Source organism: Achromobacter kerstersii (assembly GCF_902859595.1).
GTDB classification, from domain to species: domain Bacteria; phylum Pseudomonadota; class Gammaproteobacteria; order Burkholderiales; family Burkholderiaceae_B; genus Achromobacter; species Achromobacter kerstersii.
Map to the genome: position 1 here is coordinate 1,458,553 of NZ_CADIJQ010000001.1, position 23,304 is coordinate 1,481,856.

At 64.5% G+C, this 23,304-nt stretch carries 19 protein-coding genes; 9 read left to right on the plus strand and 10 right to left on the minus strand.

The window, feature by feature from the left end:
- Nucleotides 1–129 precede the first annotated feature (129 nt).
- A complete protein-coding gene (locus HV765_RS06415; protein ID WP_276529723.1) occupies nucleotides 130–1,773 on the plus strand; it encodes an MFS transporter in 1,644 nt (547 codons plus the stop codon).
- Here the strand turns inward: HV765_RS06415 and HV765_RS06420 are convergent.
- From HV765_RS06420 to HV765_RS06430, 3 genes are all read right to left on the minus strand, one after another.
- Nucleotides 1,770–4,040: an ATP-dependent DNA helicase gene (locus tag HV765_RS06420; RefSeq protein ID WP_175169148.1), complete on the minus strand. Its 2,271-nt coding sequence runs from the start codon at nucleotides 4,038–4,040 to the stop codon at nucleotides 1,770–1,772. The genes HV765_RS06415 and HV765_RS06420 overlap by 4 nt on opposite strands.
- Nucleotides 4,037–5,680, minus strand: coding sequence for a VRR-NUC domain-containing protein (locus tag HV765_RS06425; protein WP_175169149.1), 1,644 nt, complete (start codon nucleotides 5,678–5,680; stop codon nucleotides 4,037–4,039). Before HV765_RS06425 ends, HV765_RS06420 begins: the two co-directional genes overlap by 4 nt.
- A gap of 104 nt (nucleotides 5,681–5,784) precedes the next feature.
- Nucleotides 5,785–6,258 carry a P-loop nucleotide/nucleoside kinase family protein gene (locus tag HV765_RS06430; protein ID WP_254600471.1) on the minus strand — a complete coding sequence of 158 codons (474 nt, stop codon included), beginning with the start codon at nucleotides 6,256–6,258 and terminating at the stop codon, nucleotides 5,785–5,787.
- Here HV765_RS06430 and HV765_RS31805 point away from each other — a divergent pair.
- Nucleotides 6,239–6,823: a hypothetical protein gene (locus HV765_RS31805; protein ID WP_254600472.1), complete on the plus strand. Its 585-nt coding sequence runs from the start codon at nucleotides 6,239–6,241 to the stop codon at nucleotides 6,821–6,823. The two genes, HV765_RS06430 and HV765_RS31805, sit on opposite strands and share 20 nt — an antisense overlap.
- On the opposite strand, the gene HV765_RS06435 is transcribed toward HV765_RS31805, so the two are convergent.
- From HV765_RS06435 to HV765_RS06445, 3 genes are read right to left on the minus strand one after another with little or no spacing between them, the layout of a single operon-like run.
- On the minus strand, nucleotides 6,759–8,072 hold the full coding sequence (locus HV765_RS06435; protein ID WP_054421439.1) for a c-type cytochrome: 1,314 nt from the start codon (nucleotides 8,070–8,072) through the stop codon (nucleotides 6,759–6,761). The two genes, HV765_RS31805 and HV765_RS06435, sit on opposite strands and share 65 nt — an antisense overlap.
- Before the next feature lie 12 nt (nucleotides 8,073–8,084).
- A complete protein-coding gene (locus tag HV765_RS06440; protein ID WP_054421438.1) occupies nucleotides 8,085–9,860 on the minus strand; it encodes a GMC family oxidoreductase in 1,776 nt (591 codons plus the stop codon).
- Between the two features lie 2 nt (nucleotides 9,861–9,862).
- The gene (locus HV765_RS06445) at nucleotides 9,863–10,573 is read right to left on the minus strand and encodes a gluconate 2-dehydrogenase subunit 3 family protein (protein ID WP_054421437.1); all 711 of its coding nucleotides are present in this window, start codon (nucleotides 10,571–10,573) and stop codon (nucleotides 9,863–9,865) included.
- Nucleotides 10,574–10,900: 327 nt separating this feature from the next.
- Between HV765_RS06445 and HV765_RS06450 the strand changes: the two genes are divergently transcribed.
- Nucleotides 10,901–11,500, plus strand: a complete 600-nt coding sequence (locus HV765_RS06450; protein WP_175169151.1) for a hypothetical protein — start codon at nucleotides 10,901–10,903, stop codon at nucleotides 11,498–11,500.
- 87 nt (nucleotides 11,501–11,587) lie between these two features.
- On the opposite strand, the gene HV765_RS06455 is transcribed toward HV765_RS06450, so the two are convergent.
- From HV765_RS06455 to HV765_RS06465, 3 genes are read right to left on the minus strand one after another with little or no spacing between them, the layout of a single operon-like run.
- Nucleotides 11,588–12,343 (minus strand): GntR family transcriptional regulator, encoded by a 756-nt coding sequence (locus tag HV765_RS06455; protein WP_054421435.1) that lies wholly within the window; start codon nucleotides 12,341–12,343, stop codon nucleotides 11,588–11,590.
- Nucleotides 12,340–14,109 (minus strand): glycerol-3-phosphate dehydrogenase/oxidase, encoded by a 1,770-nt coding sequence (locus tag HV765_RS06460; RefSeq protein ID WP_175169535.1) that lies wholly within the window; start codon nucleotides 14,107–14,109, stop codon nucleotides 12,340–12,342. The genes HV765_RS06455 and HV765_RS06460 overlap by 4 nt, the downstream gene beginning before the upstream one ends.
- 20 nt (nucleotides 14,110–14,129) lie before the next feature.
- Nucleotides 14,130–15,707: an FGGY family carbohydrate kinase gene (locus HV765_RS06465; protein ID WP_175169152.1), complete on the minus strand. Its 1,578-nt coding sequence runs from the start codon at nucleotides 15,705–15,707 to the stop codon at nucleotides 14,130–14,132.
- 180 nt (nucleotides 15,708–15,887) lie between these two features.
- On the opposite strand from HV765_RS06465, the gene HV765_RS06470 reads away from it, so the two are divergent.
- From HV765_RS06470 to HV765_RS06490, 5 genes are all read left to right on the plus strand, one after another.
- Entirely contained in the window at nucleotides 15,888–16,928 is a 1,041-nt protein-coding gene (locus tag HV765_RS06470; protein ID WP_054421433.1) for a substrate-binding domain-containing protein, read from the plus strand.
- Nucleotides 16,925–18,457: a sugar ABC transporter ATP-binding protein gene (locus tag HV765_RS06475; RefSeq protein WP_175169153.1), complete on the plus strand. Its 1,533-nt coding sequence runs from the start codon at nucleotides 16,925–16,927 to the stop codon at nucleotides 18,455–18,457. The genes HV765_RS06470 and HV765_RS06475 overlap by 4 nt, the downstream gene beginning before the upstream one ends.
- 41 nt (nucleotides 18,458–18,498) lie before the next feature.
- Nucleotides 18,499–19,497 carry an ABC transporter permease gene (locus HV765_RS06480; RefSeq protein WP_175169536.1) on the plus strand — a complete coding sequence of 333 codons (999 nt, stop codon included), beginning with the start codon at nucleotides 18,499–18,501 and terminating at the stop codon, nucleotides 19,495–19,497.
- Nucleotides 19,494–20,474, plus strand: coding sequence for an aldo/keto reductase (locus tag HV765_RS06485; protein WP_175169154.1), 981 nt, complete (start codon nucleotides 19,494–19,496; stop codon nucleotides 20,472–20,474). The genes HV765_RS06480 and HV765_RS06485 overlap by 4 nt, the downstream gene beginning before the upstream one ends.
- 106 nt (nucleotides 20,475–20,580) lie before the next feature.
- Nucleotides 20,581–21,447, plus strand: a complete 867-nt coding sequence (locus HV765_RS06490; RefSeq protein ID WP_175169155.1) for a class I fructose-bisphosphate aldolase — start codon at nucleotides 20,581–20,583, stop codon at nucleotides 21,445–21,447.
- A gap of 62 nt (nucleotides 21,448–21,509) precedes the next feature.
- Here the strand turns inward: HV765_RS06490 and HV765_RS06495 are convergent, their stop codons facing one another.
- Nucleotides 21,510–22,127, minus strand: a complete 618-nt coding sequence (locus tag HV765_RS06495; protein WP_175169156.1) for a TetR/AcrR family transcriptional regulator — start codon at nucleotides 22,125–22,127, stop codon at nucleotides 21,510–21,512.
- Between the two features lie 105 nt (nucleotides 22,128–22,232).
- Here HV765_RS06495 and HV765_RS06500 point away from each other — a divergent pair, with 105 nt between their 5' ends.
- Nucleotides 22,233–23,282, plus strand: coding sequence for an MBL fold metallo-hydrolase (locus HV765_RS06500; RefSeq protein WP_054421428.1), 1,050 nt, complete (start codon nucleotides 22,233–22,235; stop codon nucleotides 23,280–23,282).
- The last annotated feature ends 22 nt before the right edge of the window (nucleotides 23,283–23,304 follow it).

The window sequence follows — 23,304 nt, forward strand, 5'->3', positions numbered from 1 at the left end:
GCTTGCCTTCCCAACGCTTGCCTTCCCAACGCTTGCCTTCCCTCCGCTTCCCTTCCTCCCGCTTTCCTTCCCTCCGCGTCTCTTCCACCGGCTTCTCCCTACCGTTGGCTGCAACTGCTGTCCGCCTGCCTGACAGCCCTGCTCATTCCGTTGTGCTTCACCGGCCCCGCCGTCGTGTTGCCATCCATCAGCCACGCGCTGGGCGGCACGCCGGTTGAACTCAACTGGATATTGAACGGCTACATCCTGGCGTATGGCAGCGTCATCATGGTGTCGGGCAGCCTGACCGACCTGTACGGGCCGCGCCGGGTCTGGCTGTTGGGTCTGGTGGGGTTCTGCGCGGCCACCTTCGTGATTCCGTTTGTGCCGACGGCCGCTTGGATCGACGTACTGCGGCTCCTGCAAGGCATGGGCGGCGCGGCCGCGTTCGCCGCCGCCATGTCGTCATTGGCGCCGCTCTTTCACGGCGTGGCGCGCACCCGCGCGTTCAGTTTGCTGGGCACTACCTTCGGCATCGGCTTGTCGTTCGGACCGCTCGCATCGGGCTGGATGGTGGAGGCGGCGGGCTGGGAATGGGTGTTCCTGGCCACGGGCGGCGTGGGCGTGCTGGGCGCCGTCATGGTCGCCATCAGCGTGCGCCCGACCACCGTTGCGGCGCAAGGCCGGCTGGACTGGCCCGGCGCGCTCACCTTTACCGGGGCGCTCGGGCTGTTCACCTACGGCATGCTGCTGGCGCCCGAGGCAGGCTGGGGGGATGTGTACGTCATCGGCGCGCTACTCGCATCCGTGTTGTTGGCCGTGGCGTTCGTGCGCATCGAACGCCGCGTCGCCCGCCCCATGCTGGACCTGAGCCTGTTTCGCAGCTCGCGCTTTGTGGGCGTGCAGGTGCTGGCGGCCTCGCCCGCGTTCTTGTTCATTGTGCTGATCGCGCTCTTGCCCGGCCGCTTCATCGGCATCGACGGCTACAGCGCATGGGAAGCCGGGCAGTTGATGATCGGCCTGGCCGCGCCGTTGCTCATCGTGCCGTTCGTGGCGGCGCTGCTGACGCGCTGGTTCCAGCCCGGCGTACTGTCGGCCGTCGGCTTGATTGCGGTGGCCATCGGCCTCTTGTGGCTGGCCAGCGTCATGACGACCGGCGCGGCCGGCTTGTGGCTGCCCATGTGTCTGATCGGCATCGGCATCGGCCTGCCATGGGGCTTGATGGATGCGATGGCGGTCAGCGTCGTCGACGCGCGCAATGTCGGCATGGCGACCGGCATCTTCAACACCGTACGCGTGTCGGCGGACGGTGTGGCGATTGCAGTGGTTAGCGCCCTGCTGGCCGGGTTGATTCAGACGCAGTTGTCGGCAGCGCTACCCGGCGCCACCGATGCCCCTTCCCTGTTGATGGCGGCGAATCGCGCAGCGCTGGGTCAGCTGGAGGAAGCTGCGGCGCTGCTGCCGGCCGAGCCGCTAAATGCACGGGTGACGGCAACTGCGCAGGTGCCGGCCGAGCCACCGAATGCACGGGTGACGGCAACTGCGCAGGTGCCGGCGGCGACACCGAATACGCCACCGCGCGCGGAGCCGCCCGCCATTGCGCTGTTGCAACACATCTATGACGACGCCTTCCGCGTGGTGCTGCATGTGTTGGCCGGCATCGCGCTGTTGACCGCGCTGGCGATCTACGCCTTGCTATGCAGGCGTGAGCGCATCGCCTCGCGGCACGGGGCGTCGGCCATTGACCGAACCGCTGCCCCGGCCATAACGCCACAGCAGCGCAACCGGGGCTAATCCACCCGCCACCAGCTCGGCAGCAGACCACGCACTTTGGCGCGCCGATAGCGGTCGTCGATAAGATGCACCGTGCCCACATCCTGTTCGGTGCGGATCACGCGGCCTGCTGCCTGCACCACCTTTTGCATGCCGGGATACAGGTAGGTGTAGTCGTAGCCGTTCTCTTCGCCATAGCGCAAGTCCATGGCCCGCTTCATGTTTTCGTTCACCGGGTTCACCTGCGGCAGCCCCAGCGTGGCGATGAAGGCGCCTATCAGGCGCTTGCCCGGCAAGTCCACCCCTTCGGAAAACGCGCCGCCCAACACCGCGAAGCCCACGCCTTGGCCCGTGTCGGTAAAGCGCGCCAGAAACGCCGCGCGGTCGGCTTCGCCCATGCCCGGCGTCTGTAACCAGATCGGCACGCCCGGATGACGCTCGCGCATCAGGTCCGACACCTGCCGCAGGTAATCAAAGCTGCTTAAGAAGCCCAGGTAGTTGCCAGGCCGGTCGGCGTACTGGCTGGCGATCAGGTCGACGATAGGCGCAAGCGACCGTTCGCGGTCGCGATAGCGTGTGGATACGTTGCCCACCACGCGCACCGCCAGCTGCGCCGCTTGAAATGGCGCGGCCACGTCGATCCACGGGGTGTCTTTCGGCAAGCCCAGCGTGTCGCGGTAGAACTGCTGCGGGCTGAGCGTGCCGGAAAACAGCACGGTGGCATGCGCCGCTGCGTAACGCGCCGCCAGATACGGCGCCGGAATCACGTTGCGCACGCACAAGGTCGAGGGCCGCGTCTTGGCGCTGGCCACCCCCACGTCCGACAAGGTCACATCGAACAAGGCGTGCGAGCCGAACTGTTCGGCCAGCCGCATGAATTGCAGCGCCTGGAAATAGAAAACCAGCACCGGGTCGTCTTGCGGCAACGGGGTTTCCGCCATGGATTCCATGATGGCGCCCACCGCCTTTTGCACGGCCGACAACACACCGGGCGCCACCATCTCATAGGCCTGATAGCGTTCCGTCTGCTTCTTGTTCAGTGCATTCCAAGAACGCTGCAAGCTATCCAGCGGCTTCTTCAACACTTTGGACGCGGCATAGCGCGCCGCCGACAACGACGCCTGATCCAGCTCGCCCGTGTACATGCGGCGCGCGCGGTCAACCAGGTTGTGCGCCTCGTCGACCAGCACCGCGACCTTCCACTGGTAGGCCTGCGTCATGGCGTACAGCATGGCCGAGGAGTCGTAGTAATAGTTGTAGTCACCCACGACCACATCGCTCCAGCGGATCAGCTCTTGCGACAAGTAGTACGGGCAAACCTGATGCTCGCGCGCCGTGGCGCGCACGGTGGGCGCATCCAGCCGCACGAGTTGCAGCGCCGCTACGCGCGCTTCTGGCAGGCGGTCATAAAAGCCCTGGGCCAGCGGGCAGGAGTCCCCGTGGCAAGCCAGGTCAGGGTGTTCGCAGGTTTTGTCGCGCGCTTGAAGATCCAGCACGCGCAAGCCGGGCGCCGCGGGCTGGGCGTTCAGGGTGTCCAGGGCTTCAATGGCCAAACCCCGGCCCGAACCCTTGGCCGCCAGGAAGAACACCTTGTCCAGGCCCGTGCCGGGGCTGGCTTTGAGCAGCGGGAAGATCGTGCCCAAGGTCTTGCCGATGCCGGTGGGCGCCTGCGCCATCAGGCAACGGCCATCGCGCGCCGTGCGGTACACAGCAACTGCCAGGTCGCGCTGACCAGCGCGAAATTCGCCGTGCGGAAACGCCAGCTTTTCCAACGCCGCGTCACGCGTCTGACGATGCGCAAGCTCGGTCTTGGCCCACGCCAGGAACCGATTGCATTGTTCCTGGAAGAACGTGGCAAGTTCAGCGGCCTGGTGCGTTTCCACCAGCACCGTCTCTTCTTCGGTGACCACGTTGAAATACACCAGCGCCACGCGCACCTGCGCCAACCCGCGCGACTGGCACAGCAGATGGCCGTACACGCGCGCCTGCGCCCAGTGCACCACGCGGTGATTCTCACGCACGCTGTCCAGCGAGCCGCGATACGTCTTGACCTCTTCAAGCTGATTGGCCACGGGGTCGTAGCCATCCGCGCGGCCCCGCACCAGTAAGGTTTCATGCTGGCCGGACAGCGACACTTCGGTTTCGTAGTCCGGGCCACGGCGGCCCGTGACGACGGCATGGCCCGCCATGCCTTCCAGCCCCGTCGGCGCGGGCGTGAAGCGCAAGTCCAGGTCACCCGCCCGCGCCGTGAATTCGCACAGCGCGCGCACCGCTACGGCGTAGCTCATGCCGCGCCCTCCTGCCAACTGACATGGCAGACCCGCACGGGCATGCCGTGCGAGACGCAGTACTGTAGCCAGCGGATCTGGTTGTCTTGCAATTTGTCGCCCGGCCCTTTGACCTCGATGAGTTCATAGCGGCGCTCGGCCGGCCAGAAACGAATCAGGTCCGGCAGGCCCGAACGGTTGGTTTTGACGTCGCGCAGCAGCCGCGTGAAATACAGCTTCAGGTGCGTGGCGGGCAGGCAATCCAGCGCTTGCAACAGCAGCCCTTCCGACAAGGCGCCCCAGAACACGAACGGCGACTGCACGCCCGCCTTGTCCGCATAACGCCGCAAGATCACGTCGCGATACGCGGGCGTGTCCAGCTGCGCCAAGCAATCCGCGAACTGGGCCACGCGGCGTTGATGGAAATCGGGTGCGTCCAGATCGGCGGGGCCGCGCTGGAACGGATGAAAGAACGCGCCCGGCAACGGCGCGAACACGGCGGGCCAGCACAGCAGCCCGAACAGCGAATTGATCAGCGCGTTTTCCACGTAATGCACGGGCGCGTCGTCTTGATGCAGATGGTCGCGCGTGACGAACTCCACTGCCGCAGGCGCAGCGGGACGCGGCAACACCAAGTCGGTACGCAGCAATGCGGGCGCCGCCGGCCGGGCCGGTTTACCCTTGCCCACGCTGCGATACAAGCGCGGCAGCATGCGCGCCACGCGCTGGCTTTCTTCTTCACTTTCGGGAGCGTCTTGCGCCAGCAAGGCCAAGGCCAGGGCATCGTCAAACTGCCCCATGCGTTCATGGACCCGAATACGCCGATGCCGCGCGCCCGGATACACGCAGCGTTCGTACGCCGATTGCGCGTCCGGCCACGCCTGGGCGCGTTCACAGGCTTGGCCGATGCGAAACAAAACCTTGGCGCGGCGCTTTTCCAGCCAGGGGTTCTGGCTGGCGCACGCATCCACCGCCTGTAGCAGCGCATCCATCTCGGCACCCTCATCCAGCGCCGCCCGGCACGCCTGCAAAGCCAGATAGCCGTCGACATCCGCACGCGTTTGAAACGCCCGGGACGACGCTTCGAACGGCACGGCCTCGTACTGGAACACCCCCAAGTCGGCCAGCACGAATTCCGACCAGTCTTGATAGAGGTTGCCAAAGAACATCAGGCGAAAGCGTTCGCAAAGATCGCCCACCATCACGCGCCAGACGGGCTCGTCCGCCGCGGGGTTCCACGCCGGATACGCCTTGGGTTCCGGCTGCAAAACGCGTATGGCGTCCAGCAGATCCCCCTTGCGCGCCGTGGCTTTCACCGGGCCATCGGCAAACATCTTGCACAGTTCCGGCTTGGTGTGCAGGGCAAAGAGTTCGTCCAGCGACATGGGCGCGTGCGCATCCAGCCACCCCAGCGCCACCAGCGGCACGGCGGCGGCTTCGGTGCTTTCGATTTCTTCGTACACCAGCCGGCTGGCGCGAAACCACGGCCCGCGCCGCATCAACATGCGCACCATCAACGCCTGCGACGCCTGCGGCAAGGCCGAAAAATCGGCCAGGAAGCGGCGTTCAGCGGCATCCAGCAAGTCGGCGTAGCGGTCAGAGACCCACGCCAAGGCGCGCTGGAAATTGTGCAGGTAGTAGTAGCGATGCGGGGGAAACATGGGCCTGGCCAGATAGCTGGGTATTTATCCAGTAATCATAGCAGGCGCATCCGCCGCCGGTTGCGGAAAACGTGCTGGATTTGTCACTGCATTCAGCGCTGCATTCAGCGCTGCGGGTGCCGCACAATGTTGAAGCCTTCTTCGGCGTCCGGCTCCACGAAGTACGCGGTGATGGCGTCATATTGCTCGTCCGTGGTCGTGAACGGATGCGCGCCCGTCGCGTTGCGCGCTTGCAGCCTGGCCTTGCACACCGCGTCAGAAGCGTCCAGATAATGCAGCTGATGCGGGCATCCGGCCTGCTCGGCGACTTGCCGCAACCATTCACGGCTGCGGCGGGTGTTGGCCGGAAAGTCCAGCACCACCGACAAGCCTGCCCCGACCAGCGCCGCCACATGGCTGCCCATCGCATTACGCAGCCGGCTGGCGCACCGCGCGTAGTCGGTGATGTCCACGATTTCCCCCGGATACAGCGCCGCCAGCCAGCTGTCTTCGCTGATCAACAGCGTGCCCGGCTGCGCGGCCAGCGCCGCAGCCAGCGTCGATTTCCCTGCGGCGATCTTGCCGCAAAGAAAATGCAACGAGGGTGTGGAAGGGGTCGAAGGCGTTGAAGAAGTGGAAGTGGCAGTGGAAGGAGCGGCAGTGGAAGAAGCGGCTGCGGAAGAAGGGGCTTTGGAAGAAGGGGCAGTGGAAGAAGCAGCAGAGGAAGAAGCGGCTGTGGAAGAAGCAGCAGTGGAAGAAGCGGCAGGAGTGGAAGGGGTTGAAGATGTCATGAAGGGCTCTCCGTTTAAAGAAACAGGCAACAGGCGAGCCAACAAAAAACCCGCCTCTTGGCGGGTTTGTGTAGCGATGTTCCGACGCGCGCTAACCCACCATGATCGTAATGGTGGTAATAATCAGGGCGAACGGGGTCAGGGGTCGGCGCATGAAACAGAGCTTGCGCCTGACGCCGCCGCCTGTCAATTCCCCCAGAAAAAGAAAACGGCGCCGGAAAGCCTGAGCTTTCCGGCGCCGCGGGTTCGCCTTGGATCGCATCGGTTCGCACCATCGCGATGCGATCCAAGCAAGATCCTGCCGTCGCCTATCGCGCCGGCTGAGCCGCCGCGCCTACGTCCTTGCGCACCTTGGCCACGTCGGACGCGCTGACTGCCGCCCCCTTGTTGCCCCAGCTTGCGCGCACGAAGGTCACTACGTCGGCCACTTCCTTGTCGGTCATGCGCCAGTCAAAGCCCGGCATCGCATAGGCCGTGGGAGCCGCCGTCGTGCCCGGCATCTGGGCGCCCTTCAACACGATGTGGATCAGCGACGTCGCGTCCGCCGAATTCACCGTCGAGCTCAGCGCCAGCTGCGGGAACGTTTCCGTGTAGCCCTTGCCGGTGCTGCGGTGGCAGGCCGCGCAGTTGTTCAGGAAGGCCATGGCGCCATCGCCCTTGTCCTTGCCCGTACGCAGCGCCTGGGCCACGGACTCGTCATAAGCCAAAGGCTTGGTGGCGTCCTTGTTGACCGGCGGCAAACTCTTCAGATACACCGCGATGGCGTTCAGGTCCGCATCGGTCAGATGCTGCGTGCTGTCTTCCACCACCTGCGCCATGCCGCCAAAGGCTGCCGAATGGCCGTTGCGGCCCGACTTCAGGAAGACGGCAATGTCTTCCTTCGTCCAGCTGCCCAGGCCATCGGTGACGTCGCCGCGCAGGTTCTTGGCCAGCCAGCCTTCCACCACGCCGCCCGACAGGAAGGCAGAACCGTCCTTGTCGCTCAGCGCCTTTTCTTGCAAGGCGACGCCGCGCGGCGTATGGCAGGTGCTGCAATGGCCCAGGCCTTCCACCAGGTACTGGCCGCGCAGCAAGGCTTCGCGGTCAGCGCCCTTCAGGTCGCTTGAGGCCGGGCCGCTGACGACGTCCGGCGCAAACATCCAGCGCCACACGGTCAAGGGCCAGCGCATCGACATCGGCCACGAAATATCCGTGTCCTTGTTTTCCTGCTTGACCGGCTCCACCCCATGCATGAAGTACGCGTACAGCGCCTTCACGTCATCCGGCGTGACCTTGGCGTACGCGGTGTACGGCATGGCCGGATACAACGAATGCCCGTCCTTCGCCTTGCCGTGGCGCACGGCCAGGTCGAAGTCTTCGTACGTGTAGTTGCCGATACCGGTGTCTTTATCGGGCGTGATGTTGGTCGAATAGATCGTGCCCAACGGCGACTCGATGCCCAAGCCGCCCGCAAAGGGCTTGCCGCCCCTGGCCGTGTGGCAGGCAATACAGTCACCGGCGCGCGACAGGTATTCGCCCTGCTTGATCATCTGCGCATCGGGCGCGGCGGGCGTGCCGTCGGCGGCGAACGCCGCGCTTGCGACCAGGGCCGAGAAGGCCGCAACAATGGTTTGCTTCAACATTGTTCCGTCTCCTTAAGCCTGGACCAGCGGGCCGGGGTTCTTCAAATACTGGTCGCGAATTGCCTGCGCGGCCCAGTAAGCCAGGGCGCCCACCAGACCGGTCGGGTTGTAGCCCATGTTCTGCGGGAACACGCAGGCGCCCATCACGAACACGTTCGGCACATCCCAGCTTTGCAGGTACTTGTTGACCACGCTTTCCTTGGGGTTCGAGCCCATGATCGCGCCACCCGTGTTGTGCGTGCTTTGATAGACGCGCGTGTCATACCGCGCGCCCTTCTTGCGCACCGCCACGAAGTGCTTCTCGGGATTCATGGCCTTGGCCACGGTCTCCATGCGCTTGCCCATGTAGCCCAGCATGTCGAACTCGTTGTCGTGCCAGTCGAACGTCATGCGCAGCAGCGGCTGGCCGTAGGCGTCCTTGTAGGTCGGGTCCAGCGACAGATAAGCGTCGCGGTACGACATCACCGAACCCGAAATGCCGATCGTCATGAAGCGCTGGTAAGCGTCTTGCACGCCGGCCTTCCAGGCGGTGCCCCACGACGGCGTGCCCGGCGTCGTCGGCGTCTGCTTGATCGGACGGCCGCCGTAGCGCACGTGGCGGATGCTGGCGCCGCCCACAAAGCCCAGCGGGCCGTGGTCGAATTGGTCGCCGTTCAAATCGTCCATGCCCACGCCGCCCGCGCCGGTACCCACAAACGGGTTCAGCTGGGTGCCCTTGGGCAACAGCACGTTAACCGCGCCGTTCATCTGATACGCATAGTTCTTGCCGACCACGCCTTCGTTGGTCTTCGGGTCATACGGCTTGCCGATGCCCGACAGCAGCAACAGACGCACGTTGTGCATCTGGTACGCCGACAAGATCACCAGGTCGGCCGGCTGGTCGATTTCGCGGCCTTGGGCGTCGATGTACGTGACACCGATGGCCTTCTTGCCGGTCGAATCCAGGTTGACCTTGATGACTTGCGAATGCGTGCGCAGTTCGAAGTTGGGCTTCTTCAAGAGCACCGGCAGAATCGTCGTCTGCGGCGATGCCTTCGAATACATGTAGCAGCCGTAGTTTTCGCAGAAGCCGCAGAAGTTGCAGGGGCCAAGGCGCACGCCATACGGGTTCGTGTACGGACCCGAGGCATTGGCGGCAGGCGCCGGATACGGGTTGAACCCGACCTCGCGCGCGGCCTTCTCGAACAGCTGCGCGCCATAGGTGTTGGGCAGCGCGGGCAGCGGGAATTCCTTGCTGCGCTTGCCTTCCAGCGGGTTGCCGCCTTCAACGATCTTGCCGTTCAGGTTACCGGCCTTGCCCGACGTGCCGCACACATATTCGAACTTGGAGAAGTACGGTTCCAATTCGTCGTAGGTGACGCCGAAGTCCTGGATGGTCATGCCTTCCGGAATGAACTTCTTGCCGTAGCGGGTTTCGTAGCGTGTGCGCAGTTCCAGCTCTTCCGGCAACACGCGATAGTGCATGCCGTTCCAGTGAAAGCCCGCGCCGCCCACGCCCGTACCCAGCAGGAACGAACCGTTCTGGCGGTAAGGCACGGCAACGTCATCCACGCCATGGCGGATCGTCACGGTTTCTTTGGACAGGTCCTGGAACAACTTGCCGCGCACGGAGTACGCCAGCTCGTCGATCACCTTGGGGTATTCGGCGTCTTTCGGGGTGTCTTGCATGCCGCCGCGTTCCAGCGCCAGCACCTGCAAGCCCGCTTCGGTCAGTTCCTGCCCGAGGATCGCGCCGGTCCAGCCGAAGCCAACCAGTACCGCATCTACTTTGTCTTTCTTGATCGCCATGATTAACCCTTCTCCCCAGAAATCGACACGGGGCCATAGGGGTACTTCACGTTGGGCTGGTCAACCCAGTCCATATAGTCGGCACGCGCGCCGGGAAAGCCCACCATCTTCCAACCCACCATGTTCTTGTTGCCGCCGTAGATCGGGTCGGCAAAGAAACCTTCTTTGGTGTTGGACAGAAGGAAGCTGAAGAACGTCTTGGAAGGCACGCTTTCGAACTCGATCTTGCCGCCTTGCAGATCCTTCAGAATCTGCTCCTGCAGGCCTTTATCCAGTTCGGCGTACACCTTGCCATGCGTCTTCACGCACCAGGCGTCACAGGCTTCGATGCCGTGGCGATAGACCTCGCGCGGATTCTGATTCAGCTGATAACCCAGTTCCGGCACCTGATCGGGGTGGAACGGGCCTTGCATGTACCAGAGCTTGCCGTGGCCGAACGGCGTTTCCATCTGACGATCAATGAATTCCGGCACACCGGCTTCGATCGCGCCCGGACCATACTGGTCGGCGGGGATCAGGTGATCCACCGCGGCAACGATGAAGGCCCATTCGGGCTTGGTGAAATAGGTGGGCTCGTAAGGCTTGGCCTGGGCGACCTTGCCATCTGCCGCGTTGGTACAGCCGGTGGTGAGTGCACCTACCGCCAACGTCGACGCCGGCACAATGGCCAACGCTTGCAGAAACCGCCGGCGCGGCTTTGCATCATCTGTCATAGACTTCTCCGTGAATATTCCAAGTTGTCCTAGCGCGCTACCGAACATGAACCCTGGAAACACGAACTGCCGAGCTAGTGACAACACGCTCTGTACTGACTGAAATCAAACCCTGCTCTTGAAAAGGGACGTAAGAGAAGGTGCACGCATTATGCGCCTAGAAACGCATCTGATCCGCTCGAATGACCAGATCAGTTTCAATTTCTTGACATGGAAAAGTGTTTTGCTTTAAGGACAAAGTAAGAAGCCCGCAAAAGCGGGCTTTTCTGACAGCAAGGTGAATGGATTCTGTATATTCCGCGACAGGAACCTTCACGGATAGCGAGCATGAGCGACAACACGAAAGTCTGGAAAAGTTCGACGACCACCCGCAGCTGGAGTTCCGCCACTGACCTGACGCCGGAACAACAAGCCAGCATTGAAGAATTGCTGGACGGCAAGATGGACGGCGTCAGCGTGTCGGAAAAATGGAGCTACGCCGGCACTGAAAATGGCGAAACGTTCAAGGTCGATATCGACAACGGTGCGGTCACCGTGAACGGCCGCCGCTACGACAGCCTGGACGACGTCCCGCGCGCGGAACGCGAACGCATCGAAGCGTTGCGCAGCAGCCAGGGCATGGAAGGCTTGTGGGGCATGTTGAAAAGCGCAGGCGTGGACGTGAGCGAGCTGGGCGGCGGCGCTGCGGCGCGTAGCGGCAAGCCCGCATTCACGATTGAAACCGAAGGCGATGGCGCCGATTCGCCTGCCGCCACAACGACGCGGCCAATATCACGGGCGGTGCCGCTTGCGCCCCCGGCCATCAACGCCGGCACAGCCCTGTCGCCCGGCGCAGTGCCGGCGCGTGGCGGATTTCGCCGCACATTGTTGATTGGCATCGCCATCGGCCTGGGGCTGTGGGTGGCGCGGGCGCTGAATCTGTTTTAAGTCACGCGGGGTACGGCCGGCGTGTTCGGCGCGTTCTGTGTGTACAACACGCTCAGCGCGTGCAGCACATCCAGCGCGCCCAGCGCATCAAGTCGTGGTCTGCACATGCAGACGGCTGGACTTGCAGCGGTGCAGCGCCCGGTAGTATTCCAAGGGCCGCCCATTGGACCCATACGCAATCGACTCGATGCGCAGCAGCGGTTCAGCGCTGGCCATGCCCAGGAGTTCGCAGGTTTGCGCATCGGGGGCCACTGCATCTATCCACCGTTCGGCGCGCACGATGCGCAGGCCATATTGACGGCGCAGCACGTCATACAAAGACCGGTTTTCCAAACGGGCACGATGCAGGCCCGGCGCCAGATCGGCCGGCACCGCCGTTTCCACCAGTAACTGCAATTCCCCATCGACACTGCGCAGGCGTTTCAGCGCCACCACCATGTCCGCATCGGTCAACGCCAAGGACGACGCTTCTTGCGCAGTCGGCGCGCGCAATTCCTGCATCAGCACCTGCGTACGCACGGTGCGCCCCTTGCGCGCCATTTCATCTGAAAAGCCCAGCACGGTCGACACGAAATCCTCATCGCGTTCGCGCGCCGACACGAAGGCGCCCTGCCCTCGGATCTTGTAGATCAGCCCATTGCGCACCAGATCCGCCAAGGCCTCGCGCACCACGATCCGGGAAATGCCGTACTGTTCGCCGAACTCGGCCTCGGTGGGCAGCTTGGCGCCTACCGCCAGTTCGCCCTGAAGTATCTTGCTGCGCACCACATCCCGGAACTGCGTCCAGAGCGGTGCGCCGGCGTTGCGGTCCAGGGTGTCTTGGGTGGAAATGGAGCTGCTCATGTCGTGATGGGGCTTGAAATCGAATCCGCAGGCACGGCGGCGTTCAGGCTTGACCCCGATGCCTCCTTGCTTGCGGCAAGGTCTACAAAATGCCGGTCGCGCAGCGTGGCGGCGCAGGCCAGCCACTCTTCGCGCCGGCGCGTGGCGCTCCAGCCCAGCGCCGCGGCGGCCACATCCGCCAGTTCTTCCAACAGCGCGGCGCTGACGCGCCCGCCTATCGCCAACAAGGTGCGGCGGATCACCAGATCAGCCAGATGCCTCACCCCGGTGTCCCGGCACAGCATGCGGATCTCGGCGGCCGAGTAGGCCGGCGCATGCTGCAAGGGCGTATCGCCCGCTGCCGCAAAGGCCTGCGCCAAGACGGCCGCGCGGGAACCGTAGCGGTCCGCCAGCTCTGCGATGCGCGCGCGCGGCAGGCCCGACTGCGCCTGCACGTTGTCTATCCAGTGGCCCCGCTTGGCGGCATCCAAGGCCCAGTCCGCGCCGCCGCCAATGGGCAGCGTCTCGGTCGTGCGCAGCCGGGGCAGGCCCAGTTGCGCCAACACGTGATTGGCGGCCAGCTCGGCCAGCGAGCGGAAGGTGGTCCACTTGCCGCCAACCAGGCATATCAGCGGTACCGTGCGCACTGCGTTTGGCGGATCGACCGCCACTGCATGGCTGCGAGAAATCTGCCCGGGCTTGTCGGCATCTGACTGCGCCAGCGGGCGCACGCCGACGTAAGTGTAGACCACGTCTTTGCGCGCAAATTGCAGGCGCGGAAAGACCTCGCCCAGCACGTCCAGCAGGTAATCGATTTCGGCCGGTTCGGTTGCCGCCAGGTCAGGATCATCGACAGGGATATCGGTTGAGCCCACCAGCACGCGGTCCATGAACGGATAGACGATGCAGACGCGCCCGTCCGATGCCTCGAAGTACGCCATGCGCCCAGCTAACGCCGCGCGCAAGGCCGGATGATCCAGAATCAGATGCGATCCCTTCGTGCCCATGACGCGCGAGCCCGCCCCTTCCAACGCGCCGGCTGACCGGTCAAGCCAGGCGCCGGTGGCGTTGACGACGGTATCGGCGGTGACGTCCACCGTCTCGCCCGAGATCTCGTCGTGCAAGGTGAGCGTCTTGCCCCGGCAGGCCGTCACACAGCAATAGTTGGCGGCCAGCGACGCGGGTTGGTCGGCGTGGGCATCCGCCATCAATTCCTGAATCAGCCATTCGGGATGGCTGATCCAGGCATCAAAGTAGGTGGCCGTCCAGCGAACCGAATCCCCGAACAGGGACGCGTCCGCAAGCGGCGTTCGGGCAATGCGATGGCCGGGCATCACGCGCTGGCGCCGCCCCAGGCGGTCGTAAAGCCGCAAGCCCAACGCCACAACAAACAGGCCTCGGGCGCCAGGCGACGCGGCGAATCCCGCAAAGCGCAGCACGCTGCCCAGCAATCCGCCAAAACGGCTGGACAGCGGCACCACGGTTTCCAGCGGGCGCACCAGATGCGGCGCATTGCGCAACAGCAGATTGCGTTCGCGCGTGGCTTCCGCCACCAGACCGAACGCGCCGCTTTCCAGATAGCGCAGCCCGCCGTGAATCATCCGCGACGGCGCACTGCTGGCGCCGGCGGCAAAGTCGCCCTTGTCCACGATCAGGCAGTCCACGCCTTGCAGTGATAGGTCGCGGAATACGCCGACGCCATTGATGCCCGCCCCTACGATGACCGTTGAAAAGTGGCGGCCCGCCAAGGAGGCGGGGCGCACATAGGGCAAGGTGGCCGGCGACATTTCCGGCAAGTTGGCGGCCGTCATGGCGCGGGCCTTGCCAGTTGTTCAAAGGCGGGCGCCATGCTGCCGATCAGCGCTTCAAACCCGGCGAAATATTCCGCATGCGCTTGCAGGGCGGCCGTTTCGGGTTCGACCGTGACGCAGCGCACCGGCAACACATCGTCCGCACACGCCCCTTGCGACAGCGCCGCATAGCCCGCCGCACCGCGCGCGCCGGTCTCGTCGTCGCCGCAGCGCTGCACGGGATGCCCCAGAAAATTCGCCAGCAATTGCACCAGCCGAGGGTCGCGCGCACCGCCGCCCAAGGCCGCAATGCGCGCACCCGCCGCCGCACCCACCGCCGCGCCTACCGCCGTGCCCACCTCCGCACCATCACCCGCACCCACCGCCGCCGGCACGCCCAGGCCGCGCGCCGCCAGGCGCTTCAAATGCCAGGCATGCAAGGCCACCACCGCATCGATCACGGCGCGCGCCATGTGCGCTCGGCCATGGTGCCCCTTCAAGCCGACGAACCCCGCCGTGGCGCCTGCCGCTACCCCGCCCCCATTGATGAAAGGCAGAAAACGCAGGCCCTCGGCGCCCAGCCGCGCCGACATCGCGCAGTCCACCACGGCAGCTGCACCGACGGCCGCCGCATCGGTGAACGGCATCGTGCGCGCCAGCCACGCCACGTTGGCCATCGACGACGGGCTGTTCTCTAGATAGAGCCATTGGCTGGCGGGGCCGAACCGCACGATGGCGCCCACGTCTGGCTTGGGCTCGCGCGCGGGCGCCACCACCGCGTTCACGCACCACGTGCCAAACACCGCCACCGCGTGGCCGGTTTTTACCGCCCCCACCGCGGCCAACGATGCCAACAAATCAATCGCGCCCACCGCAATGGGCAGCCCCGCCGGCAAGCCGCAGGCGGCGGCGCGTGCCGGCAACAGGCGCCCGATAACCGTGCCGGCAGGCACGATGGGCGGCAACGCTCGCGCCATCAGGTCGGACAAGCCCGCGGCCTCAAACGCCATCGCCGACCACGCGCCGGAATCCAAAGACAGCAAGCCCGCCGTGCTGACATCACTGGCGTCGGTGGCCGCTTCGCCGCTTAACAGGAACGTCAGGTAGTCCTTGGCGAACAGCAGCTGCCGGATCTTCCGGTGCTCGCCGCCATGCACATCGAACAGCTCAGCAGCAATCAAGCTGGATTGGCCCGCCCAAGGCCGGCAACCCACCTCCTGATACAAGGCGTCGCCCCAGCGCTGCGCCACGGTGCGGGCGCGAGCGGCGGCGCGCTGGTCAGTGGAAGCCACGGCGCGCCCCGCCAACAGCCGCCCTTGTTCGTCCAGCGCATAGAGCCCGGCGCCATGGCCGGTGCAGCTCAAGGCACGTATGTTGACCACGCGTGGCCCCAACTGTTCGGCCACGCTGCGCAGGGCGCGCATCAGCGCGGATTCGATGGCGTCCGCGCTCAGTTCGCATCCCCCACCAGGCAGGTGCGTATACGGCAACGCGCCCCCCGAAGCGGCCAGCGTGGCTCCCGTCCCGGCCTCGAAGGCAACTGCCTTCAGGCCCGTGGACCCCATGTCGATACCCAGGAATATGTCGGCGTTCATGTTATGACATTGTCTACAGATATTTTTCGCAGGATAGCAGTGTTTCCCCTAGTAAAAGAAATAATTACGCTGCCATATAGTTCAGTCGATGTCATAACAACGAGTTGGACCAATCAGGTCCACGCCACCGGGTATCCGAGCCACCAGGCATTGGATCAATGCGAGGAAAAGGAGCGCAACATGAGAAGAGATTTCTTGAAGACCGTAGCTGCTGCGGGCGCCAGCCTGGCAGGAGCCAATGCCTTTGCCCAAAACGCGCCCGCAGCGCAAGGAACCGGGCTGAAAGGCGCCAACAACGACGTATATGTGATGAACGTCATGGTGTCCGGGGTGGAGTACTGGTTCCCGGTGTACGAAATGATGAAGCAGCTGGGTCAGACCCTTGGCGTGAAGACGCGCTATTCCGGCACGCCGGAGTACGACGTCAACAAACAACTGGCGTCGTTTGAACAAGAGCTGGCGCGCAAGCCCGCCGGCATCCTTTTGCATCCGATGAACCCCGACCCCTTCATCGAACCCATCAACCGCGCGGCCGCCATGGGCATCCCGGTTGTCACCTTCGCGGCCGACTCCCCCAATTCCAAGCGCGTGTCGTTCGTCACGTCCGACAACGAACGCGAAGGCGTGCAGGCTGCCGACGCCATTGCAGCCGCCTTGAACGGCAAGGGCGATTACGCCGTGCTGGAGAACCCGGGGCAGGACAATCACGACCGCCGCATCGCCGCCTTCATCAACCGCATGAAGACCAAATACCCGGGCATGAAGCTCGTGGGCCGCGCGGCCAGCAATCAAGACCCCAACAAGGCGTATCAAGCCACCTTGAGCCTGGCGCAAGCCAATCCCAACCTGGCCGCGCTTTTCATGCCCGAGGCGAATTCCGCGCTGGGCGCCGCGCAGGCCAGCATCGAGACCAAGAAGAACATCAAGGTGCTGTGTTGCGACGTCAACGCGAAGATTCTGGACATGATCAAGTCGGGCGAAGTCTATGGCTCCGTGAACCCGAACCAGGGCGTGCAGGGCTACATGGGCATGATGCTGCTGTTCCTGGCGCGCAACCAGCAACTGATCGACCCCATGAACGACGCCAAGCGCAACGGCACCAATCCGATGGCGGTGCCGTTCCTGGACAATGGCCTGTCGATTGTCAGCAAGGCCAACGCCGACGACTTTTACTGGGATAAATACCTGGCCCGCCGCGGCACCAAGGGCATTAACGAATGAGCGCGCCTCCGCCACTGCTGGCGCTACACGGCATCGCCAAGCGCTTCGGCGCATCGCGGGCGCTGGCCGACGTGCACTTCTCGCTGCAACGGGGCGAAATCCATGCCCTGTGCGGCGAGAACGGCGCCGGCAAGTCAACGTTGATGAAGATCATCGACGGCATCTACACGCCCGACGAAGGCGACATCCATCTGGATGGCGAACGCGTGGTCATCAACGGCCCCGCGCACGCCATGCAACTGGGCATCGGGCTGGTCCACCAAGAGATCGCGCTGTGCGGCGACGCCACGGTGGCGGAAAACATCTTCATGCCGGAAATTTCCACGCGCCCGCGCGCCTGGATGGACTTCGCCAGCCTGAATGCCCGCGCAGCCCAAGTGCTGGCCCGGCTGGGGCAAGACATCGACCCCGCGCTACGCGTGGACGAACTGGGCATTTCCAGTCAGCAACTGGTGGAAATTGCCAAGGCGCTGACGCTGAACTGCAAGGTGCTGATCCTGGACGAACCCACCGCGGCGCTGACCGAAGTGGAGTCCGCCGCCCTCTTTCGCGTCTTGCACGACCTGAAGGCGCAGGGGATCGGCATCATCTATATCAGCCATCGCATGGCCGAGATCTTTCAGCATTGCGATCGCGTCACCGTGCTGCGCGACGGGCGCGACGTGCTGTGCGCCCCGCTTGCCGACTTGACCCCCGATGCGCTGGTGCGCGCCATGGTCGGGCGGGACCTGGGCAGCTACTACCCGCCCAAGCAAGGCGATAACGCGGGCGATGACAACGCAGACGCCCCGCTGCTGCAAGTCGACAACATCGCCGATGACGTTGCCGTGCACGGCATTTCGTTCACGCTCAAACGCGGAGAAATCCTGGGCGTGTCCGGCCTGATGGGCGCCGGCCGCACCGAGCTCGCGGAAACGCTGTGCGGCTTGCGGCGCGCACGCCGCGGCGAAGTCCGCCTGCGCGGCAAGCTGCTGCGGCTGCGCCGCTATGGCGACGCCCTGCGCCACGGCATCGCCTACCTGAGCGAAGACCGCAAGGCCGCCGGCCTGTTCCTGGAGCTGCCCATCGAACAGAACGTATCGTCCATGGCGCTCAAGCGCATCAGCTCACGCTTCGGGCTGCTGCGCCGGCAAGCCGAACGGCGGCTGGCGCTGGAATTGGGCGCGCGCTTGAAGCTCAAGTCTGACGGCGTGGCCATCGACACCGCCAGCCTGTCAGGCGGCAACCAGCAAAAGGTAGCCATCGCAAAACTGCTGGCGACCCGGCCCGCCATCTTGCTGATGGACGAACCCACGCGCGGGGTGGACGTGGGCGCGAAGTCCGAGATTCACCACATCCTGCGCGACCTGGCCAATCAGGGCGTGGGCGTGGTGGTGATTTCGTCCGAGCTTCCCGAAATCATCGGCCTGTGCGACCGCGCGCTGGTGATCCGCGACGGCCGGCTGGCCGGTGAATTGGCAGCAAGCGAAATGAGCGAAGAGCGCCTGCTAAGACTGGCGTCGGGGCTCACCGCCGAGGAGACAATCTGATGTCCGAACTTAAACCTTCCCCCTCGGCCGACGCGGCGCTGATGCCCGAGGCCGGTCTCACGGCCCGCCGGCCCGCGCCCGAAAGCAAGCTGCGGCACAAGCTGGCAAGCATGCGTGAAGCGGGCTTGCTGCTGATCATCGCCTTGCTGGCCATCGGCATGAGCTTCGCGTCGCCGCACTTCCTGACGTGGGAGAACATCCGGGCGATGCTGTTGTCCTTCTCCATAGAAGGCATCGTGGTGGTCGGCATGACCTTGCTGGTGATCGTGGGCGGCATCGACCTGTCAGTGGGTTCCGTCGTGTGCATGGCCATGGTGATAACCGGCAAGCTGTTTCTGATGGGGGTGGACCCCTGGACCGCCAGCCTGGCCGCCATTGGCGCAAGCGCCGTCGTGGGCGCGCTGATCGGCTTGTGCGTTACCCGGATCGGGCTCAGCCATTTCATCGCGTCACTGGCCTTCATGGTGATCGTGCGGGGCCTGTCGCTGGCCATCACACAAGGCACGCCGCAGTCGTTGTTTTCGCTACCAGCGCAGTTCAAATTCATTGGCCAGGGCGTCATCGGCGGCATCCCGGCGGTGATCCTGATCTTCGCCACGATTGTTCTTATCAGCGACTTCGCGCTGCGCCGCGCCGCCCTGCTGCGCAAGGTCTTCTACACCGGCAGCAACGAGAAAGCCGCGCTCTATTCCGGCATCCGCACGGGCCACGTGAAATTCTGGGTCACCGTGCTGTGCTCGGCGCTGGCGGGGGTGGCGGGCGTGGTCTACACCGCGCGCTTCGGCGCCGCCACGCCCACCTTCGGCCTGGGCATGGAGCTGAACGTCATCGCCGCCGTCGTGATTGGCGGCGCCAGCCTGAAAGGCGGCTCGGGCACCGTGCTGGGCGCCGTGCTGGGGCTGGCGCTGCTGTCGGTGGTGACCAGCTCGCTGATCCTGCTGGACGTATCACCGTACTGGCAAGACGTGGTCAAAGGATTGATTCTGCTTGCCGCCGTCACCGTCGATCATCTTATGAACGTCAAGAAGGGACACCGATGAACATCACCACATTGGGCGCATCCGGCATCACCTGCGAATCCGTCGGGCTGGGCACCTGGGCAATGGGCGGCTGGATGTGGGGAGGCGGCGATGACGCCGCCGCCATCGACGCCATCCGCGCATCGGTTGACGCAGGCGTGCGCCTGATCGACACCGCGCCCGCCTATGGCCTGGGCCATGCCGAGTCCCTGGTGGGCACGGCCCTGAAAGGCCGCCGCCACGACGCCATCATCGCGACCAAATGCGGGCTGGTGTGGCACACCCGGCAAGGCGCGCATTTCTTTGACGAAGACGGCAAGCCCGTGCACCGCTTTCTTGGCCGCGAGTCGATCTTCCATGAAGTCGAACAAAGCCTTGCGCGTTTGCAGGCTGACTACATCGACCTGTACATCACGCACTGGCAAGACAGCACCACGCCGGTCGCTGAGACCATGGACGCCTTGCTGACGCTTAAGCGGCAGGGAAAGATCCGCGCCATCGGCGTCAGCAACGTGTCTGCCGACACCCTGGCGGAATACCTGCAACATGGCCAGGTCGACGCCATCCAGGAACGGTACAGCCTGATTGATCGCGACCTTGAGTCCAGCCTGCTGCCCTTGTGCCGGGACCATGGCGTGGCATCACTAGGCTATTCGTCGCTGGCGCTAGGCCTGCTGGCCGGCCCGATCGACCCGGCGCGCCAATTCACCGGCGACGACCAGCGCGCAGGCAACCCGCGTTTTTCCGCCGCCAACCGCTTGCGGCTACAGACCTTCTTCCAGGACCTGGAACCCGTGCGGCAACGCATCGGATGTTCGCTGGCGCAACTGATGATCGCCTGGACCACGCGCCCGGGCGGCGTCACGCTGGCCTTGTGCGGCGCGCGCACGCCAGAGCAGGCGCGCCAGAACGCGGGCGCGGCATCCATCAGCCTGGACGCCGACGCCATCGCTGCTATCAACACGGCGGCGGAATGCCATCTCTCTGCGCTGGACTGAACATCAGATTCGTCACATCCGATTCGCTGCATCCGTTTCCCTAAATCCGATTCGCTGCATCCGATTCTCCGCATGCGCCGCCCCCTCCCACATCAAGGACGCCAAGATGCCGCAAGATAAAACCGCCCGCCTGAACCGACTGCTGAACCGCGGACGTTGCCTGGACATCGCCGTGGACCACGGGGTCTGCAACGAACCCAGCTTCCTGGATGGCCTGGAAGACATGCCCGCCGTCATCGAGCAACTGGCTGCCGCGCGGCCCGACGCGATCCAGCTCAACTTCGGCCAGGCCGACCTGCTGCAACACCGCCCCGGCCGCGACAAGCCGGCGCTGGTGATGCGCCTGGACATGGGCAACCCCTACAACGCCACCACGCACCGCGTGATGTGGGCGGTATTGCAAAACACGCAGGACCCCGTGCTGCCCGCCATCCAGATGGACGCAGCCTGCGTCGTCGTCAATCTGTTCATGCTGCCCGACGAGCCCGACCTGTTCCGCCAATGCGTCGCGAACATCGCCCGAGTGCGGGCCGACTGCGACCGCTATGGCATGCCGCTGATGATCGAGCCGCTGGTCATGGCGCCGCACTCCGCCAAAGGCGGGTACATGGTCGATGGCGACGCCGAAAAAATCGTGACCCTGGTGCGCCTTGCCCGCGAAATGGGCGCCGACATCATCAAGGCCGACCCCACCACCCACACCCAAGACTTCCACCACGTCGTGCAAGCCGCACGCTGCCCGGTACTGGTGCGCGGCGGAGGCCGGGAAGATCTGCGACGCGTATTCGGAAGATCGCGCGAACTGCTCGACCAAGGCGCGGTGGGCTTGGTATACGGGCGCAACGTCTACCAACATGCCAACCCGCAAGCGGTGGTGCAGGCGCTGATGGCGATGATTCATCAAAACGCCAGCGCGCAAGATGCGTGGGGCGTGTATGAACAAGGGGGCATTGGGGCCGTTCAGCCAGCATAGACAGGCCCCGCTTCAATCAAGGTGGCGACGGGCGCTAGTGACGATGTCTGCGGCCGCGGCGGTTACCCCCGCCGCCCATAACACCCCAAAAACATTTCCACCGCCGCATCCGCCACGCGCTTGCTCTCGGCGTCGCCCAGCGGCGCTTGCCCCAGCGTGACCTGGGGCCAGAAGGCGAAGCTCTTCACCAGCCCTTGCAACTGGTGCCCGGCAAAGTCCGGGTCCACATCGGTCAGCTTCCCGTCTGCAATCGCCGCGCGTATCCACGCCGTCACGCCGCCCTCTTTTTCACCCATGCGGCACACGATGCCCTGCGCGCGTTCGGGGGAATGGATGATTTCGGCCATCGCCACGCGCGCTAGATCAATGAAATTCGGGTCGGCCAGCAGCGCGAGCTTTTGCATCAGCAACTGCCGCAACTGCTCGTCCAGGGCAACGTCGGCCCGATACGGGAGATCAACGCTGGCGATACTGCTGGCCCATAGCTCTTCAAGGATGTGAGAGAACAGTTCTTCCTTGCTGGGGAAATGGTTGTAGACCGTGCGCTTGGACACGCCCGCCGCGGCGGCGATGCGGTCCATGCTGGTGGCCTCAAAGCCAGCCGTTCGAAACTCTTCCACCGCCGCCCGCACGATGGCCTCGCGTTTGCGATCGGTCAGGCGTTGGGGGGGACGGGGCATGGCGGCTTCAGGCTCGACGGGTTAACGTGCTGCGGATTTTACACTGGTCAGTGTACTTTTCAGAAAAACGAAACTACACTGCGCAGTGTAATTTTTCTGCCTGGAATGCTTACCGTGACCGCCCTGACCTCCTGCCCGCAATCCTCGCCGCCCCGCTACGCCGAATCGCCCCAACACCGGGACGGCCGCTTTCGCAACCCGTTGCCGCGCCCGTCGCTGGGCTTCTGGCAAGGCTTGAAACTGACCTGGACGTTCTTCTTCGCCAAGCCCAAGCACACCGTGCCGGACCGCGCCATCCCCGTGCGCGCAATCGACATCGCAGCGCTGGAAGCCGCGCCCGACCGCAGCCTGTACCGCCTGGGGCATTCGACCATTCTGATGAAGCTGCGCGGCCGCTATTGGCTGACCGACCCGGTGTTTTCCGAACGCGCGTCCCCCGTGCAATGGGCAGGCCCCGCGCGCTTCCATGCGCCCCCGATCTCCATTGAAGACCTGCCGCCCATTGCCGGCGTGATCCTGTCGCACAACCATTACGACCACCTGGACCGCGCCGCCATCGCCAAGCTGGCCGGCAAAACCGCCCGCTTCATCACGCCGCTGGGTGTGGGGGACCAGCTCATCGCCTGGGGCGTGGACCCCGCCCGCGTCGAACAGCTGGACTGGTGGCAATCCACCGACGCCGACGGCCTGCGCCTGACCGCCACCCCGGCCCAACATTTCTCGGGCCGCGGCCTCGCCGACACCGACCGCAGCCTCTGGGCGTCATGGGTCATCCAGGACGCCGACTTCCGCGTGTTCTTCAGCGGCGACAGCGGCTACTTCGACGGCTTCAAAGCCATCGGCGACGCCTACGGCCCCTTCGACCTGACGCTGATGGAAACCGGCGCCTATGACAAGCGCTGGGCTTTCGTCCACATGCAGCCCGAAGAAACGCTGCAAGCGCATCAGGATCTGCGTGGCCGCTGGCTGCTGCCGATTCACAACGGCACCTTTGATCTGGCGCTGCATCCGTGGGAAGAACCGTTCGAACGGATCATGGCGCTGGCAAAGGAAAATGACGTCTCGCTGACCACACCCATGATGGGCGTGCGGGTGAACATGACGGCGCCGGGGGTGGGTACGCCGTGGTGGAGAAAGGGCGGCGTCACGCCATAATCGCTCCAGTACAATCCGGGGT

What these genes read in the sequence shown, in the direction of transcription:
- HV765_RS06420 (WP_175169148.1), bottom strand. Translation starts at nt 4,040, where the DNA reads ATGAGCTACGCCGTAGCGGTGCGCGCGCTGTGCGAATTCACGGCGCGG.
- HV765_RS06425 (WP_175169149.1), bottom strand. Translation starts at nt 5,680, where the DNA reads ATGTTTCCCCCGCATCGCTACTACTACCTGCACAATTTCCAGCGCGCC.
- HV765_RS06435 (WP_054421439.1), bottom strand. Translation starts at nt 8,072, where the DNA reads ATGTTGAAGCAAACCATTGTTGCGGCCTTCTCGGCCCTGGTCGCAAGC.
- HV765_RS06440 (WP_054421438.1), bottom strand. Translation starts at nt 9,860, where the DNA reads ATGGCGATCAAGAAAGACAAAGTAGATGCGGTACTGGTTGGCTTCGGC.
- HV765_RS06445 (WP_054421437.1), bottom strand. Translation starts at nt 10,573, where the DNA reads ATGACAGATGATGCAAAGCCGCGCCGGCGGTTTCTGCAAGCGTTGGCC.
- HV765_RS06450 (WP_175169151.1), top strand. Translation starts at nt 10,901, where the DNA reads ATGAGCGACAACACGAAAGTCTGGAAAAGTTCGACGACCACCCGCAGC.
- HV765_RS06455 (WP_054421435.1), bottom strand. Translation starts at nt 12,343, where the DNA reads ATGAGCAGCTCCATTTCCACCCAAGACACCCTGGACCGCAACGCCGGC.
- HV765_RS06460 (WP_175169535.1), bottom strand. Translation starts at nt 14,109, where the DNA reads ATGTCGCCGGCCACCTTGCCCTATGTGCGCCCCGCCTCCTTGGCGGGC.
- HV765_RS06465 (WP_175169152.1), bottom strand. Translation starts at nt 15,707, where the DNA reads ATGAACGCCGACATATTCCTGGGTATCGACATGGGGTCCACGGGCCTG.
- HV765_RS06470 (WP_054421433.1), top strand. Translation starts at nt 15,888, where the DNA reads ATGAGAAGAGATTTCTTGAAGACCGTAGCTGCTGCGGGCGCCAGCCTG.
- HV765_RS06475 (WP_175169153.1), top strand. Translation starts at nt 16,925, where the DNA reads ATGAGCGCGCCTCCGCCACTGCTGGCGCTACACGGCATCGCCAAGCGC.
- HV765_RS06480 (WP_175169536.1), top strand. Translation starts at nt 18,499, where the DNA reads ATGCCCGAGGCCGGTCTCACGGCCCGCCGGCCCGCGCCCGAAAGCAAG.
- HV765_RS06485 (WP_175169154.1), top strand. Translation starts at nt 19,494, where the DNA reads ATGAACATCACCACATTGGGCGCATCCGGCATCACCTGCGAATCCGTC.
- HV765_RS06490 (WP_175169155.1), top strand. Translation starts at nt 20,581, where the DNA reads ATGCCGCAAGATAAAACCGCCCGCCTGAACCGACTGCTGAACCGCGGA.
- HV765_RS06495 (WP_175169156.1), bottom strand. Translation starts at nt 22,127, where the DNA reads ATGCCCCGTCCCCCCCAACGCCTGACCGATCGCAAACGCGAGGCCATC.
- HV765_RS06500 (WP_054421428.1), top strand. Translation starts at nt 22,233, where the DNA reads ATGCTTACCGTGACCGCCCTGACCTCCTGCCCGCAATCCTCGCCGCCC.